The sequence below is a fragment of the Sphingobium xenophagum genome, assembly GCF_002288285.1.
GTDB lineage: Bacteria > Pseudomonadota > Alphaproteobacteria > Sphingomonadales > Sphingomonadaceae > Sphingobium > Sphingobium xenophagum.
On record NZ_CP022745.1, the window covers coordinates 1,365,688 to 1,381,447 of the forward strand.

Sequence of the window (15,760 nt, forward strand, 5' to 3'; positions counted from 1 at the left end):
TGATGTTAGGGGGCTGCTTCAAAATTGGATTCGCCAGATGACTGCATCTCCTCCATCCGCCGATCAAAGCGCAGACATTGATCCGGCCGTGGTCGAATATGCGGTGACCCGTCGTTGGGGCAAGCCGTCGGCGCGCCAGACGGTCGCGATCCTGTTATGCGGGCTGATCCTGGCCGCGGGCCTGTCATTGGCGGTTCATTTTGTCGACGCGCTCACAGCGGTCCCGTCGCAGCCCGATTATGGCGTGCCCCCCAATTATGATCCGCGATCGCACATGGCGACCGGCCGATCGGCGACTGGCGTGGAACCGCCGCCCCTGATCTTCAAGCCGTTGGCCGCGCCCGATGCGCGTGCGATCAACGCTGCGCAGCCCTTTTCCACGGCGCCCCGGCCTCCCGCGCCTCCGTTCATCTATTCGGGGTCGGCGGACAATTGGCGGCGGGCGCAGGAATGTCTGGCGAGCGCGGCTTATTATGAAGCCGGTGACGATCCGGTTGGCCAGCGCGCGGTGGCACAGGTCGTGGTGAACCGCGTGCGCCACCCGGCCTTTCCCAAAAGCGTGTGCGGCGTCGTGTTTCAGGGCAGCGAGCGCGCCATTGGTTGCCAGTTCACCTTTACCTGCGACGGCTCGATCGCGCGGCGCCGCCCCAGCGCATCAGCCTGGTCGCGCGCGTTGATCGCCGCGAAGGCCGCGTTGAACGGTTATGTGTTCGGGGCTGTCAGCACCGCAACCCATTATCACACCGACTATGTCGTGCCTTACTGGTCCGCGCAGATGGACAAGCTGGTGATGGTGCGCGGGCATATATTTTTCCGCTGGTCCCATGCAGGGATGCTGCGCAGGGTCAGCATGTCGGATGAACCCGTAATAGCGTCGATCGCCAGCCTGTCGGGCGATCAGAAAAAGGAAGATGGCCCGTCCTCCATCCTGTCCTACGACCTTGCCAAAATGGGCGACTGGCGCGATCGTTCGTCGGTGGCAAACGGCGCCGATCGCAAGGATGCCGGGGCGGACGTTCCTGCATGGATATTGAAGGGCAGCCGACTGCATGACGCCGCACCCGCTGCCGGCGCGTATATGTTGTCGCTGGAACCCGGCGCATTTGCGGGTTCCTATGCCGTCACCGCCTATCGCATGTGCCGCGACAAGCCGGAATGTACCGTGATCGGCTGGCTCAACCCCGGTGACCTGCCATCCGGTTCGGTCATATCCGCCGCTGCGGCACGGACCATGTCGTTCTTCTATCGGGTGGATGGTGATCGGCGCAAGGAAACCGTTCTTTTCGACTGCGCCGTGATCGACCGGCCTGATCCGCGGCAGTGCCTGCCTGACAACCGCATGGGGCTTTTGCCCAAATAGGCCGGTCGCGTCTGGCGGCATGCGGACGCAAACATGCTTTGCGAACCATTAACCTTATTCTGGCAGGGCTGTGCGCAAGCAGCATGCCTGCTGCGGGGTGGAATGTGGGGCAAGGCAATGATGGGACGGCGAAGCAATTTTTTCCCGCTGGCAGCGATAATCGCGGTTGCCATGGTGGGGACGCCAGCGTCGGCCGAAACGCTGATGGAAGCATTGGCACTGGCGTACAAGGACAACCCTTCCATCACTGCGGCCCGGGCCGACCAGCGCGCCGTTGACGAGAGTGTCGCCATCCAGCGGTCCAGCGGCCTTCCCTTCGCGGACAGCAGCATCAGCTATTCCAACAATATCTATCGCCAGTTTCCCCAGATTTCTGCGGGTGAAGCGCTAAGCATGAACGCGCAGGTGGTTTTGCCGCTCTATAATGGTGGCTCCGTCCGCAATGCCGTGAACGCCGCTAAATTGCGGGTCGAATCCGGCCAGTTTTCGCTGCGCAGCGTCGAGGCGAATCTGTTCCAGTCCATTGTCGCGACTTACATGAACGTGTTGCGCGATAGTGCGATCGTCGAATTGAACCGCCAGAATGTCCGCGCGCTGGACATCAACCTCAGCGCTGGTCAGGAACGGTTCGAGGTTGGCGATCTGACCCGGACCGACGTGGCCCAGTCCCGCTCCCGCCTGGCGTTGGCGCGCTCCAGCCTGCAAAGCGCCCAGGCGCAACTCATCGCGTCGAAGGAAAATTACATCGCCCTTGTCGGCAAGCCGCCGCAAAATCTTGAAGTGCCCCCCGCGCTGCCCGGCTTGCCTGAAAGTGCAGAAGCGGCCGTGGCGCTGGCGCTGGCAAACAATCCTGCCTTGCTTGCGGCCAACAAGGCTCGCGACGCGACGCGATATGACGTGAAATCCGCCAATGGCCAGATCATGCCGCGGGTCAGCGCCTTCATCAATGGATCGCAGACGGACTATCTGGGGTCCACCGTCGTCAATCAGGGCGGCATAGTGAATGTCCGCAATGACAAAGCGGCATCGGCAGGGGCGACTATTTCCATTCCCCTGTATCAGGGTGGGCGCCCCGGCGCGCAGCAGCGCCAGGCCGTCGCACGCGAATCGAGCGCGATCGAGCAGGCGACCGCGACCGAACGCGCCGTCATCGCACAAACCCGCGCCTCTTATGCGCTTTGGCGCGCTGCACTCGAAACGATCACCTCCGCGGAAGAGGCGGTCAAGTCGGCTGAACTGGCGCTTGATGGCGTGAAGGTTGAAAACTCCGCAGGGTCGCGAACCATCCTCGACATTCTCAACGCGGAGCAGGAATTGCTCAACACGCAAGTCCAATTGGTGAGTGCGCGCCGCGACGCCTATGTGTCGGCCTTCACGCTTCTGGCCAATATGGGCCGGGCCGAAGCGCGCGACCTGGGCATCGATCGGCCCTATTATGATCCCAGGGATAATTATGCGCGCAGCACGGGCAAATTTCTGGATTTTGACTTTGCGCCCCAACCCAAGCCGATCAGTTCCAGCACGGCTGACACACCGCCACAGCAGCCAGCCACCATACTGATCCCCGGATTTTCCGGCTTTTGACGATTGGTGCGCGCTGCACGGCGCGCCATGGTTACGAGCGGTTAACCCTCTTTGGCTATCATTCTCGTTCGCAGATGATGCTGTATCGACAGGAGGCAGGGATGGAAGCAACATCAGCCGGGCAGATCGCCGCCATCGTTCGGGCGGAAGCGGGCAAGATGCGCGCGGCGATCGACGGAGCCAGCGACGGTGCCCAGGTGAGCCTGCGCGTGAGCGACTTTGCAAAGCTGGCGCAGATGATGGAACGGCTCGCCGACAGCGTCACCGTCCGCGCGGACGGTTCGCTGGGCGGATCGCGTCATTGGATCCCACTGGACAAGTTTGAACGCCTGCGTGCAGAGGCAACGCATTGGCAAGCCGAGTGCGAGAAATTGCGCCGAGAGGCTCAGATCGACAGCTTGCTTCGTCTGTAGCCAGTCAGGGCAGCAGGAGCATCAGCCCCGCGATAAAAGCTGCCCAGAACGCCACGATCATCGCCACGATAGCGGCGAAAATCGCATAGTTGCGGAACACTTTCCATGGCTTGAGCCGCCTGGCGCGCGGACGCGACGTACCGCGCCAGGGGACAAAAACAGCCTCCACATCGACGATTGACTCCATGTACATGGCTCATCTCCTTAAATCTCTACTTAAAGAATAGAGATTTGAAATGCGAGATAGATTCTGCCAAGGCCCGGTAAAGCCGCGATTTCACCTGTGTGGCCGCAAGCGTGGCGAAATGGCGAGCGCCGCGCGCCGTCATTTCGCCATCGCGGTGCGCGTCAATAAGCGGCCAGGGGTGCGGGCAGCGCATCCGCCCACGCCTTGATCACCGCCGCTTCCTTGGCCTGCCCCGTCTGGCGGGAATGCAGCCCATCTGAACTGTCATTGGCAAAGTCGGCCCAGCGATCGGTCTGTGTGGGGTCTTCGACTGCCGCTGAAATATCGACAAGCCCCGACAGCCCATAGACCGCAAAGTTGGTCCTGATCTCGTTGTTAAACGCCTGACGCCCGTCATTTGCGCTGTTGGCGTATAGCCCGACCGGAATATTGGACCCGTTGGTGGAGGGGGCCATCGTCGTCCACCATATCCGCACCTGCGGATTGATCGCCTTCGCCTTTGCGACAAGGGCCGCGATGTCCCCCAATATCTGGCTGGCCGTGCGTCCGTTGCTCATGTCGTTGACGGACCAGTTGCATAATATGTCGCTGACATAGGCAATGATCCCGATCCGCAAAACCGGCTTGGCGAAGTCGCCCGCGACGAAATCCTGGATCTTGGACCCCGACCGTGCCTGCATCGCGTGCGGAATGCCCGCCTGTTCCAGCGCCATGCGTGGCGGCCCGCCCGCCGTCCCGGTGCCGGGCCCGGCATTACCCGATACGCCATAGAAACGACTGTCGCCGCCAACCAGCACAGTGGGACCATGATCTTTGGCCAGGCCGATCAGTACCCCCGGTGCACCATCGATCTGGGCCCTTGCTCCGCCATCTGCCGGAAGTGCGCCAGTTTGCATCAACCGATCTACGCCGATCGTGGTGCCCCTCTGATCTTCTCCCTCAGGCGTACCAGGCCCGGTCATGGGAAAGTTGGCGCGGGTGTCACCGACCAGATTGTCCTTCATCGATCGATGCCAGACCATGGCACCGGGCGGGAATTCGGACAGGCCGAGCGCGCCGGGCAGGAGATCGTCGGACCATAGCAGCGCTCCGCCGGGGATCGTACCGATAGCGCTGCCGGACCAGGTTACCCGCCCGACCGCCGGGCCGATTTCCAACGCCCTTTGTATCGATTGCGGGCTGACTGCCGTTTCGGCCTGGTCGGACCCGATGATGAATGCCGCATCGGCGTAGCGCAACGCGGTCATGTGCGCGTTGGACAGCATGTCCCTTATGCGCCCGCTGGTCCGCGCCGAATTGGACGTTGATACATTGCCGATGCCATAGGCGCTTTCACCGGCACGGACGGTGGCAAGGCGCCATAGCGCCTCCGGGCGCGCCGTTGCCGGACCGCGCGCGCCACGGCCAAAGCCATATCCGAGCCGGGTCATCAGGCAAGCGCCACGATATTGGCGGCTGTCGTGCCCGTCGCGCGGACGTAACGGGCGCGAACATCCAGCACCTGTCCGTCGGCGACATTGAGGAAGCTGACGTCAGCGGTGCCATCGACGCCCCGCAATATGACCGTGCCGCCAGTGCCGATGTACAGCGCTTTGGGCACGACGGGCAGAGCGTCACTGTCATGGGGAACGACGGCGTAGGGCGCCCGCGCCGATGCAATCGGATTGTCGATGAAGCTGGTATAGGGATCGGTCATTTTGCGCCTCCTGCGTGAAGAGGCGACTCACATATGCCGAGCCATGGGCTGTAGGACAGCAAATAGGATCGGCAGCCGAAAAATTTTATCCTATTTGGTTCATTGAGTTGGCATTTTCTGGTCGCATGGTCGGGCTGGCTCGCTTGGCGTCACCGCGTCGGCGCGCCCGTTTTTCCTCGATGGCGATGACTTCGAACAATTCGTTGGGGTAGCGGCGTGCGCGCTGGCGCAAAATATCTATGCCCGACGACAGATATATCGCGACGATGAGGATCATCATCGCGGACATGTCCCCCAATCCGGCAATGTCCCCGGTGGCGATCCGTGCGCCACCCGCCACGATGACCAGGATCAGCGTCGCGGCCAGCAGATCGGACCGACGCGAACGGGGAAACGCCACGAGCAGCGCCGGGAACAGGACCGCAACCGCCGTGAGCGACAGCCAGGATATGGCGGAAGGCGACAAATGAACCCTGTCCGTCGCAAGCATGACCCCAGCGGCCAGAAGGGCCAGCGTCATCAGTCCAAGCGCATAGCGCGTGGCCAGGATGAGGGATTTTGGATTGGGGAACATGCTGTTACCTTGTCGCCGTGTCTTGGTACCAAAAACGGCATAGGCCCGCCTCCCTTAAACCCGAATCATTCGTTAGGGTTAACTGGCGGAAAACCACGAATTTGCCTCGCAGGACGCCTGTGCCCCGCTTCATGGTCACATGTTGAATGGATAATGGCCGAATTGATCGGCCAACGGAGGGAGCAGAGAGCCATTTACAAGCGCGTCAAGGCCAAGTTGCGCCTTCCCAAGCACAAGCCAATCGTGCATGTCCGACCAGTCGTCCGTCACTGAGCGGGCAAGGGGGACGCGTATTGATGATCGATTGGGTGCACAGCCTGGCTGGCCTGCTCGTGGGCTTGCTCGTTGGAATAACCGGCGTGGGCGGTGGGTCGCTGATGGCACCCATCCTCATCCTGCTGGTTGGAATCGTGCCAGTCACTGCCGTCGGGACCGACCTGTGGTTCGCGGCGATCACCAAGACCGTCGGGGGCGTCGTCCATCATCATTTCGGGAAGCCCGACTGGACCGTGGTGCGTCGCCTGTTGATGGGCAGCCTTCCGGCATCCGTCCTGACGATCGCACTATTGTCCAAACTGCCCCGCAGTTCCTTCCAGAGTGATCTTATCCTTTCGGCGCTCGGCGTCTTGCTGATCATGACGGCGATCGCCACGCTTTCGCGTCGGCAAATCCATGATTATGCCCGCGATATGCAGGAGGACACGGCGCAACGCTTCCGGCGTATGCAATTGCCGCTGACGGTGCTGGCCGGATTCATCCTGGGCGTGCTCGTCACGCTGACGTCGGTGGGGGCGGGCGCACTGGGGGCGACCATGCTGATCGCGCTCTATCCCATGCGGATGAAGGCGGCGCGCCTCGTGGGCACTGATATTATCCACGCTGTGCCGCTGACGGCTGTGGCGGGGCTTGGCCACCTGTGGATCGGCAATGTCGACTTTGCGTTGCTGGGGTCGCTGCTGGTCGGATCGATACCGGGCATCATCGTCGGATCGCTGTTGTCGTCCAAACTGCCCGACCGTCTGGTCCGGTCGGTGCTGGCGCTGGTGCTGATGCTGGTCGGCATAAAGCTGCTGGTAGGCTAGTCACTTATGCACGTCGCGACATTTCTTCAGGACCTTGCCGGCGGCGGGGCCGAGCGCGTGGCCGTCCTGCTGATGAACGGACTGGTGGCGCGCGGCGAACGGGTTACGCTGATCCTGGCACGGCGGGAAGGCCCCTATCTGGACGATCTCGATCCGGCGATCGAACTGGTCGATCTTGGCAATCGCCGTTCCATTTCCAGCATTCGCCCGCTTGCCCGCTGGCTGCGTTCGGCACGGCCGGATATTCTCGTCAGCCATCTCACCCATGTTAATGTCGCCGCTGCGCTGGCCAACCGGATCGCACGGGCGGGCATCCCGCATGTGGCGGTCGAACATAATCAGATGGGGCAGAATTACGCGCTGCTGACCAACCGCTCGGTCAAGGCGGCCTATCGTCTGGCGCGATTCGTCTATCCGGGCATTTCGCGGGTCGTAAGCGTCTCTCAGGGCGTCGAATCGGCTGTCCTGGCCTTTACGCGCGGGCACCCGCACAATCATCAGGTCATCCACAATCCTGTCGTCACTGACGGGCTGGTGGCGCTTTCGGGCGAAGCGCCGGAACATCGCTGGTTGACCGACGGGGCGGGCATACCCGTTCTGTTGGGTTGCGGGCGACTGCATCACCAGAAGGGCTTCGATGTCCTGATCAGCGCTGTGCGCAAGGTGCTGGATGAACGCCCCGTCCGGTTGGTCATTCTGGGCGAAGGCCCGCTGCGTCCGCAATTGGAGGCGCAGCTCAAATCCTTGAACCTGGACGATCATGTCGATCTGGCAGGTTTCAGCCGCAACCCATTTGCAATGATGCGCGCTGCCGATGCCTTCATATTGTCGTCGCGTTGGGAAGGCTTGCCGACCGTATTGATCGAAGCACTTGCCTGCGGGGCCAATATCGTTGCGACCGATTGCCCCAGCGGCCCGCTCGAAGTGCTGGAAGGCGGCAGGTTCGGACGGCTCGTTCCTGTCGATGACAGCGACGCCTTGGCCAAGGCCATAGGCGCTTCGCTGGATATGCCGCTCGACAGGGTATCGGCCAAAGCGCGCGCAGCCGATTTCACGCTGGATCGCGCGGTCGACAATTATATGGCGCTGTTTGCCCATTTGCGGTCACGGGGCGGAACGTCAGCGCTCTGATGGGGTGAACACCGGCGGGGCTGCGCGTCGCTGCCCAGGTCGATCGCCATTCCACCATGCTTGCCGACCGACAGCCAGCCTGCTTTCTGCCGCTTGTCGTTCAATCCTCAACGGTATCTTTACGATTTCTTAGGCGAATGGGTCCAAATTGCCGTCCCCGGCTATGGAGCCCGCCAATGTCAGTTCGAGCGACCCTGTACAGCGATAATCGTGGCGCGCAGCGAATGCAGCTGGACCGCGCTTCGACCTTGCGCGATGGTGAAGATACGCCGTTCGACGTGCAGATCGAGGATATCTCGCTCACCGGCTTTCGCATGCAATTGCCTTTCGAGATTTTGCCCGATCAGGCGACGACCATCGGCGTGCCGGGCGTCGGTATCAGGGCGGTGCGGATCGTCCGTGTCGAAGGAACGATCGCTGGCTGCGCCTTCGTGCAGCCGCTCAATCGCGCGGAGCTCGACACGATTCTCCGCTTCGACAGTTCCGTCGTCCAGGAAAACTTCAAATATCAGGCTGCTCCCGCGAATATCGCGGAAAAGGATGGTTCTGAACTGTCCGCAGACACAGCGAGTCTCAGCCCACCGCAAAAACTGGCGATAGTCGCTGGTGCAGCCTTGACCATCTGGCTGCTGATTCTGGCAGCCATGTTTCTCATTTAGGGCAGCGTCCGCTCCCCGATACGATTATCGCTGCTGAACATGGACTCCCGCGCGATAGCGCCTGGGAGATTCTCGTGCGCCCTTCCGCCGGACGGCCGCACTTTTTCAAAATTTTGGTCGGGACGAGAGGATTCGAACCTCCGACCCCCACACCCCCAGTGTGATGCGCTACCAGGCTGCGCTACGTCCCGACCGGAGGGCGGCTCTTAGAAGCACATTCGCCAAGTTGCAAGGGATTCGATGCTGCTCTTTTGCGGCTGTTGCGTATCGGCCTAATCATATTGCCTCCCCGCCTGCATCTGTGGTAGCCGCCGCGGCTTGATCCGTGGGCGCTATGTGCGTCCTGCGGCCGACAGAAACCAAGGCGCGACCTGCTTCAGGAAAGTCCCACCCATGTTCATATCGACAGCCTTTGCCCAGACTGCGGGCGGGCCAGCATCCGGCAGCGGCATATTGGTGCAGATGGCGCCGCTGGTCCTGATCTTCGTGGTATTCTATTTCCTGCTGATCCGTCCGCAGCAAAAGCGGATGAAGGCGCACAAGGCCAAGATCGACGCAGTGAAAAAAGGCGATCAGGTGATCACCGGCGGCGGCCTGCTGGGCAAGGTCACGCGCGTTGACGAGATTTACGCCGAAGTCGAAATCGCGCCGGGCATGAAGGTGAAGGCGGTCAAGTCCACCCTCACCGACGTGCTCGACCCGACCACTGCCAAGCCAGCGAACGACTGATCCCACGATGCTGAACTTTTCGCGCTGGGCGGTCTTTGCGATCATCCTGCCGCTGGCGATCGGCGTGCTGTGCGCCGTACCCAGCTTTCTGCCGGATTCGGTCGTCACCCGGCTGCCCGGTTTCATGCAGACGCGGGTCAATCTGGGTCTCGACCTGTCGGGCGGCAGCCATTTGCTGCTAGAAGCCAGCACGCAGGATGTCGCCAAGCAGCGGCTCACCAATATGGAGGAGCAGGTTCGCACCGAATTGCGCCGGGGCGACCCCCGGATCGCGATCGGCGACATCTCCAGCCGCGACGGGAAGCTCAGCTTCATGGTGCGCGATCCGTCGCAGGTGGACGCCGCGGTCGAGCGTATTCGTCCGTTGACGCAGGGCGCGGGCCTTACCGGACAGCGCGATTTCAATGTCGAGGTGGTCAACAGCTCCACCATCGTCATCACCCCGACCGAAGCGGGGATCAACAATGCGGTCAAGAGCGCGATGGAAGTCGCGACCGAAGTGATCCGCAAGCGCATCGACGAGATGGGCACGCGCGAACCCACGATCCAGCAGCAGGGCGACAACCGCATTGTCGTACAGGTGCCCGGCCTGCAGGATCCCAAGGCGCTGAAGGATCTGCTGGGCCAGACCGCGAAGCTGGAATTCAAGCTGGTCGATTTCACCGCCAACCCCGCCGAAGTGGCGCAAGGTCGCGCGCCGGTGGGCAGCGAAGTGCTGCCCTATCCCGACAATCCATCGGGCGTGCCGCTGATCGCGGTCAAGCGGCAGGTGATGGTGTCGGGCGAGGATCTGACCGACGCGACGCAGGGCTATGACCAGAATAACCAGGCGATCGTCAACATTCGCTTCAATGGCTCTGGCGGGCGCAAATTCGGGCAGGTGACGTCGCAGAATGTCAACCGCCCCTTTGCCATCATCCTGGACGGCAAGGTGCTGTCCGCCCCCAATATCAACGAACCGATTTTGGGCGGCAGCGCGCAGATCAGCGGCAATTTCACCGTCGAAAGCGCCAACCAGCTGGCGATCGCGCTGCGGTCGGGCAAGCTGCCGGTGGCGTTGACGGTGGTGGAGGAACGCACCGTCGGGCCGGGGCTGGGCGCTGATTCGATCCGCGCCGGGCTGATCGCGTCGGTCATCGCGGTGGTTGCGGTCGCGCTCTTCATGTTCGTGAGCTATGGCCGCTTTGGCATGTATGCCAATCTGGCGGTCGCCATCAACGTGGCGGTCATATTGGGCGTGATGGGCATGTTGGGCGCGACGCTGACGCTGCCGGGCATTGCGGGCTTCGTGCTGACCATCGGCACGGCGGTGGATGCCAACGTGCTGATTTACGAACGTATCCGCGAAGAAAGGCGACGCGGGCGCAATGTCGTCCAGTCGATCGAACATGGCTACAAGGAAGCGAGCCGCACGATTTTCGAAGCGAATGTGACTCACGCCATCGCCGGCGGCATCATGCTCGCGCTCGGCTCCGGCCCGGTCAAGGGCTTCGCCATCGTGCTGCTGATCGGCATCGCGACCAGCGTGTTCACGGCCGTCACCTTCACCCGCATGATCGTCGCCAACTGGGTGCGCCGCACCCGGCCGACGGACATCACGATATGATCGCGCCACTCCCCCTCCCTGCCCGTCATCCTGACGAAAGTCAGGATCCAGAGCGCCAAGCGCAGCGCTCCGGGCACTGGATCCCGGATCAAGTCCGGGATGACGAAGGAAGCCTGCCATGAAACTTCTGAAACTCGTCCCTGACAATACCAATATCGGTTTCGTTGCGATGCGGAAATGGGCGTTCGCGCTCACCGCCTTGCTGACCGTGCTGGCCCTTGGCGCAACGGCCTATAAAGGCCTCAACATGGGCGTCGACTTTGTCGGCGGGCTGATGATCGAGGCGAAATTTCCTCAGAATGTGGAAACCGACAAGGTCCGCGCGACGATAGGATCGCTGGGTGTGGGCGAAAGCTCGCTCCAGCAGTTTGGCGATCCCAAGACGGTGCAGATCCGCCTGCCGCTGCCTGAACAGGGCGGTGCTGGCGCGGCCAACGCTGTGGTCGAAAAGACACGCAAGGCGATGACCGCGCAATTCCCCGGTGTCACTTTCTCCCGTTATGACACGGTATCGGGCAAGGTATCGGGCGAACTGATCCAGAATGGCGTACTGGCCGTGGTGCTGGCGATCCTGGGCATCGCGGTGTTCAGCTGGTTCCGCTACGAATGGCAGTTCGGCGTCTCCACCTTCGTCGCGATCGTCCATGACGTGTTGATGACGCTGGGCTTTTTCGCCGTGACGCAGCTGGAATTCGACCTCAACATCGTCGCGGCCGTGCTGACGATCGTCGGCTATTCGATCAATGACAAGATGGTGATCGACGACCGTATCCGCGAAAATATGCGCAAATATCGCAAGATGGACATGAAGGCGCTGATTGACCTGTCCGTCAACGAAACCTTGCCGCGTACGGTGATGACGTCGGTGACGATCATGCTGGCGCTGGGCGCGCTGCTGCTGTTTGGCGGTCATGTGCTGCGTGGCTTTACCGCGGCCATGATGCTGGGCATTGTCGTTGGCACCTATTCGTCGGTCTATGTCTCCTCTTCGTTGCTGATTTCGCTGGGGCTGACCCCGATGTCGTCGGAAAAGAAGGCGAGCAAGGCCAACATCGCCGCGCAGGCCGAACGGGTCGGCCCACGGGACGGAGCGCAGCCCTGAGCGGCGAGAAACGCATCGGGATCGAACTGCGCCGCGACGATAGCGGCCAGGGGCCGATCGTCACCGGATTCCAGGGGCGCGGTTTCCGGGTGCGGGACGATGTGTTTCCGACCGGGCTGCTGCTCAGCCCGGTCCGCGCGATGGCGTGGGACGATGCCCCGCCGATCGACGCGCTGACGCTCGCCGCGCTGGGTGATCTGTTCGATGGGGATCCGCGCCCCGAATTTCTGTTGCTGGGCACCGGCGCGGGATTGCGCCAGCCGCCCCGGCCCTTTGTCCGCGCGGTCGAGGCGCTGGGGATCGGCGTAGAGGCAATGGACAGCCGCGCCGCGGCCCGCGCCTGGGGCGTGTTGCGTGCCGAAGAACGTTGGATCGTCGCAGCGCTGCTGCCGCTCTGACCTGTTCGTTCAGGCCGGATGCTTGTCCGCCATATAGGACCAGCTCTGCCGGATCAGCGCCTCCAGAACATCCATGTCGATGCCCGACAGGCGCTTGATGTAGAGACATCCCTTGCCGCGCCGATGCTTGCCCAGTGGCCCGCAATCCTCGTCCGATACGCCCGAAAGATAGAGGACCAGTTCCGCCTTGCGCGGGGAAAAGGCGATACGCGACGCATCCCCCTCGCGCCCGCTGTCATAGCGATAATGATAACGGCCAAAACCGATGATCGACGATCCCCACAGGCGCGGCGGCTCGCCGGACACGGCCTGCATCAGCGTGGCGAGCCTTTCCCCATCTTCCCGCCGTTCGGGCGGTTCGACCGCGGCGAGAAACGCTGCCGCGTCGCTATCGGTCTCGATCGTCTTGTTGCTGTCCCTACCCATGACTTGTCATCCCCGGCTTCGACGCGTAGAGGCTAGCCTGTCATCTGGGGAGTAGCCAGCCGTTCCAGCGCAAATGGAGCGGGCCTTATGTCAACATATTTGGCCGAGAGGTCATGGCATGGGGGACGCGGAACAATCTGCGTAAGGCGAGACCAATGGCATCGGCGCTTTTCTGTCCGGCCGGGCGGGAGGCGACGGTGGCATTGCGTCTATCACTTCCGCCCGGCCCCGGATATTGTCTGATGGAAGCTCTGTTTACCTCCACCGCACTCGTCGCCCTTGCCGAAATGGGCGACAAGACGCAATTGCTGGCGATGTTGCTGGCGACGCGCTTTCGCAAGCCCGTGCCGATCATCTTGGGCATTTTGATCGCGACGATCGCCAATCATTTCCTTGCCGCCCTTCTGGGCCACTCCATCGCGGGCGTGCTGACGCAGGACTGGTTCCGCTATGCCGTGGCATTGAGCTTCATCGCCATGGCCGCATGGACGCTGGTGCCCGACAAGATTGACGAAGATGCGCCGCTCAAGGCGCCGTCGAAGGCGGGCGTGTTCCTGACCACATTGGTCGCCTTCTTCCTGGTGGAAATGGGCGACAAGACGCAGGTGGCGACCATCGCGCTGGGCGCGCGATTCGATAATCTGATCGCGGTGACGACGGGGACGACGCTCGGTATGATGATCGCCAATGTCCCCGCCGTGCTGTTTGGCGAGGCGCTGGCCAGGAAAGTGCCGATGCGCGCGTTGCAGGTTGGCGCCGCGTTGCTGTTCCTGCTGCTGGGCCTGTGGATGATCGCCGATTTGGTCGGCTGGGTCGGGTAAAGCGGTTGTCAGCGCGGCGCGGCTGGGGCAAGGGAATGGGCAGCATATTCCCTCTCGGACGAACGTGGGTCAGGTGATGAAAGACTATCTGGTTACGATATTCGGCGGCGGCGGCTTTGTCGGTCGTCAGGTGGCGCAGGTGCTGCTGGCGCGGGGCGCGCGGGTGCGGATTGCCCAGCGTGATCCCGCCACTGCGCTGCGGGTCAAGCCCCTGGGTGGGCTGGGCCAGGTACAGTTCATCGCCGCCGACATCCGCAACCCGGCCAGCGTGGCGCGGGCCGTGGCAGGCAGCGACATCGTCATCAACCTGGTGGGCATATTGAAGGGCGATTTCGACGCCTTTCACCATCGCGGCGCTGCCAATGTCGCCACGGCGGCGGCGGACGCCGGTGTCAGCGCGCTTGTCCATATGTCGGCGATCGGTGCCGACGCCGATAGCCCGTCTGCCTATGGCCGGTCGAAGGCGGCAGGCGAAGCGGCGGTAAAGGCTGCTTTCCCCCACGCCACCATCATCCGTCCGTCGATCATCTTCGGCGCGGAGGACCAGTTCCTCAACCGCTTCGCGCAGATCGTCGCCATGCTGCCAGTGGTCCCCGTGATCGGCGGCGCGACCAGGTTCCAGCCCGTCTATGTCGCCGATGTCGCGCAGGCTATCGCCAATGCGGCGGAGCTGCCCGGTATCCATGGCGGCCAGACCTACGAGCTGGGCGGGCCGCAGGTGCTGAGCATGAAGGACGTCAACCAGTGGATCGCCAGGGCGACTGGCCGGGACAAGGCGCTGGTCGATGTGCCACATGCGGCCGCGAAGCTGCTAGCGATGCTGCCGGGTGGGCCGATCACCAGCGATCAACTGACGATGCTGGGGCGCGACAATGTCGTGGCGCCGGGGGCCAAGGGGCTGGATGCCCTGGGCGTCGTCGCCACGCCGATGGCGGGGGTCGCGGACAAATGGATGGTCCGTTACCGCAAGCATGGTCGCTTCGCCGGTCGGGTGAGCGCCTAAGGGCATTGCTCCGCCGTGACGCGGGGCTATCAGCTGTAAGACAATCTTCTCCCTCATCGTCATGCTGAAGCATGTTCAGCATGACGTTCGGGGTGACGGGATGATTATCGGAGGACGATCCCAATCATGGACCTGCATTATCTGACCGTCATCCTGCTGGGTATTGTCGAAGGGCTGACCGAATTTCTGCCGGTATCCTCGACCGGGCACCTCATATTGGCCAGCGAATTGCTGGGCTATGATGCATCGACCTGGGCGATGTTCAACGTCGTCATCCAGCTTGGCGCCATTCTGGCGGTCGTTGTGCTCTACTGGCGCACTTTCTGGGCGGTCGGCATGGGGCTTTTGCGGCGTGAGCCGGTAAGCTGGCGGTTCCTGCGCAATCTGTTGATCGCCTTCATGCCCTCGGCCGTTATCGGCCTTGCCCTGCACGATTATATCGAAATTCTGCTTGGCGCGCCGCAGGTGGTTGCCTGGGCCTTGATTGCCGGTGGCATCGCGATCCTGCTGATCGAACGGGCGGTCAAGGATCAGCGATTTCATGGCATCGCCGATATTCCGACGGTGCGCGTTTTGGCGATCGGTTTCATCCAGTGTCTGGCCATGGTGCCGGGGGTCAGCCGGTCCGGCGCGACGATCATGGGCGCGCTGATGCTCGGGGTCGAACGGCGCACGGCGGCGGAGTTCAGCTTCTTTCTCGCCATTCCGACCATGCTTGGCGCGACCGCGCTGGAATTGATCAAGAAGGGCGATCAGATCACCAGCGCAGCGGTAGGCTGGGGCAGTATAGCCTTGGGCTTTGTCGTATCCTTCATTGTCGCGTTGCTGGTCATTCGCTGGTTCGTCGGGCTTGTGTCCAAACATGGCTTCGCGCCCTTTGCCTGGTACCGAATCGTCGCTGGCGTGGCCGCTCTGATATGGCTGGGGATGAGATAGGGCCGAAACGGTCTATTTATGCGATAAGTTCCTGCGATCATTTCGCAACTAGA

The 15,760-nt window shown here is 62.2% G+C and carries 18 protein-coding genes, 1 tRNA gene and 1 riboswitch; of the genes, 13 read left to right on the top strand and 6 right to left on the bottom strand.

Features of this window, described 5'->3' with window-relative positions; genetic code table 11:
• Positions 1-37: 37 nt before the first annotated feature.
• From CJD35_RS06620 to CJD35_RS06630, 3 genes are all read left to right on the top strand, one after another.
• On the top strand, positions 38-1,360 hold the full coding sequence (locus CJD35_RS06620) for a cell wall hydrolase (RefSeq protein WP_026002156.1): 1,323 nt from the start codon (positions 38-40) through the stop codon (positions 1,358-1,360).
• A gap of 102 nt (positions 1,361-1,462) precedes the next feature.
• Positions 1,463-2,944: a TolC family outer membrane protein gene (locus CJD35_RS06625; protein ID WP_017181759.1), complete on the top strand. Its 1,482-nt coding sequence runs from the start codon at positions 1,463-1,465 to the stop codon at positions 2,942-2,944.
• 101 nt (positions 2,945-3,045) lie between these two features.
• Positions 3,046-3,357 carry a hypothetical protein gene (locus tag CJD35_RS06630; RefSeq protein ID WP_229380560.1) on the top strand — a complete coding sequence of 104 codons (312 nt, stop codon included), beginning with the start codon at positions 3,046-3,048 and terminating at the stop codon, positions 3,355-3,357.
• Between the two features lie 4 nt (positions 3,358-3,361).
• Here CJD35_RS06630 and CJD35_RS06635 read toward each other — a convergent pair whose 3' ends face one another.
• The 4 genes from CJD35_RS06635 to CJD35_RS06650 form a co-directional block, all read right to left on the bottom strand.
• On the bottom strand, positions 3,362-3,550 hold the full coding sequence (locus tag CJD35_RS06635; protein WP_017181757.1) for a hypothetical protein: 189 nt from the start codon (positions 3,548-3,550) through the stop codon (positions 3,362-3,364).
• A gap of 155 nt (positions 3,551-3,705) precedes the next feature.
• Positions 3,706-4,974: an SGNH/GDSL hydrolase family protein gene (locus CJD35_RS06640; protein WP_017181756.1), complete on the bottom strand. Its 1,269-nt coding sequence runs from the start codon at positions 4,972-4,974 to the stop codon at positions 3,706-3,708.
• Complete coding sequence (locus tag CJD35_RS06645) at positions 4,974-5,240, bottom strand: spike base protein, RCAP_Rcc01079 family (protein WP_017181755.1); 267 nt, start codon at positions 5,238-5,240, stop codon at positions 4,974-4,976. Before CJD35_RS06645 ends, CJD35_RS06640 begins: the two co-directional genes overlap by 1 nt.
• An 85-nt stretch (positions 5,241-5,325) precedes the next feature.
• The gene (locus CJD35_RS06650; protein ID WP_017181754.1) at positions 5,326-5,814 is read right to left on the bottom strand and encodes a hypothetical protein; all 489 of its coding nucleotides are present in this window, start codon (positions 5,812-5,814) and stop codon (positions 5,326-5,328) included.
• Positions 5,815-6,110: 296 nt separating this feature from the next.
• On the opposite strand from CJD35_RS06650, the gene CJD35_RS06655 reads away from it, so the two are divergent.
• The 3 genes from CJD35_RS06655 (at position 6,111) to CJD35_RS06665 (ending at position 8,686) form a co-directional block, all read left to right on the top strand.
• Entirely contained in the window at positions 6,111-6,896 is a 786-nt protein-coding gene (locus tag CJD35_RS06655) for a sulfite exporter TauE/SafE family protein (RefSeq protein ID WP_017181753.1), read from the top strand.
• Between the two features lie 6 nt (positions 6,897-6,902).
• A complete protein-coding gene (locus tag CJD35_RS06660) occupies positions 6,903-8,027 on the top strand; it encodes a glycosyltransferase (protein ID WP_017181752.1) in 1,125 nt (374 codons plus the stop codon).
• A gap of 176 nt (positions 8,028-8,203) precedes the next feature.
• The gene (locus CJD35_RS06665; protein ID WP_241763582.1) at positions 8,204-8,686 is read left to right on the top strand and encodes a PilZ domain-containing protein; all 483 of its coding nucleotides are present in this window, start codon (positions 8,204-8,206) and stop codon (positions 8,684-8,686) included.
• Between the two features lie 114 nt (positions 8,687-8,800).
• Here CJD35_RS06665 and CJD35_RS06670 read toward each other — a convergent pair.
• Positions 8,801-8,877, bottom strand: a tRNA-Pro gene (locus tag CJD35_RS06670).
• A 202-nt stretch (positions 8,878-9,079) separates the two neighbouring features.
• On the opposite strand from CJD35_RS06670, the gene yajC reads away from it, so the two are divergent.
• The 4 genes from yajC (at position 9,080) to CJD35_RS06690 (ending at position 12,521) form a co-directional block, all read left to right on the top strand.
• Complete coding sequence (gene yajC, locus CJD35_RS06675) at positions 9,080-9,415, top strand: preprotein translocase subunit YajC (protein ID WP_017181750.1); 336 nt, start codon at positions 9,080-9,082, stop codon at positions 9,413-9,415.
• A 7-nt stretch (positions 9,416-9,422) separates the two neighbouring features.
• A complete protein-coding gene (secD, locus tag CJD35_RS06680) occupies positions 9,423-11,021 on the top strand; it encodes a protein translocase subunit SecD (protein WP_017181749.1) in 1,599 nt (532 codons plus the stop codon).
• Between the two features lie 118 nt (positions 11,022-11,139).
• Positions 11,140-12,123 carry a protein translocase subunit SecF gene (gene secF, locus CJD35_RS06685; protein ID WP_017181748.1) on the top strand — a complete coding sequence of 328 codons (984 nt, stop codon included), beginning with the start codon at positions 11,140-11,142 and terminating at the stop codon, positions 12,121-12,123.
• 89 nt (positions 12,124-12,212) lie between these two features.
• Positions 12,213-12,521 carry an Mth938-like domain-containing protein gene (locus CJD35_RS06690; protein ID WP_017181747.1) on the top strand — a complete coding sequence of 103 codons (309 nt, stop codon included), beginning with the start codon at positions 12,213-12,215 and terminating at the stop codon, positions 12,519-12,521.
• Positions 12,522-12,530: 9 nt separating this feature from the next.
• Here CJD35_RS06690 and CJD35_RS06695 read toward each other — a convergent pair whose 3' ends face one another.
• The gene (locus CJD35_RS06695; protein WP_017181746.1) at positions 12,531-12,947 is read right to left on the bottom strand and encodes a DUF1801 domain-containing protein; all 417 of its coding nucleotides are present in this window, start codon (positions 12,945-12,947) and stop codon (positions 12,531-12,533) included.
• Positions 12,948-12,980: 33 nt separating this feature from the next.
• Positions 12,981-13,171: riboswitch (yybP-ykoY riboswitch) on the top strand.
• 18 nt (positions 13,172-13,189) lie between these two features.
• Between CJD35_RS06695 and CJD35_RS06700 the strand changes: the two genes are divergently transcribed.
• The 3 genes from CJD35_RS06700 (at position 13,190) to CJD35_RS06710 (ending at position 15,707) form a co-directional block, all read left to right on the top strand.
• On the top strand, positions 13,190-13,768 hold the full coding sequence (locus CJD35_RS06700; RefSeq protein ID WP_026002155.1) for a TMEM165/GDT1 family protein: 579 nt from the start codon (positions 13,190-13,192) through the stop codon (positions 13,766-13,768).
• 76 nt (positions 13,769-13,844) lie between these two features.
• Positions 13,845-14,771 carry a complex I NDUFA9 subunit family protein gene (locus CJD35_RS06705; protein ID WP_026002154.1) on the top strand — a complete coding sequence of 309 codons (927 nt, stop codon included), beginning with the start codon at positions 13,845-13,847 and terminating at the stop codon, positions 14,769-14,771.
• A gap of 126 nt (positions 14,772-14,897) precedes the next feature.
• On the top strand, positions 14,898-15,707 hold the full coding sequence (locus CJD35_RS06710) for an undecaprenyl-diphosphate phosphatase (protein ID WP_017181743.1): 810 nt from the start codon (positions 14,898-14,900) through the stop codon (positions 15,705-15,707).
• The last annotated feature ends 53 nt before the right edge of the window (positions 15,708-15,760 follow it).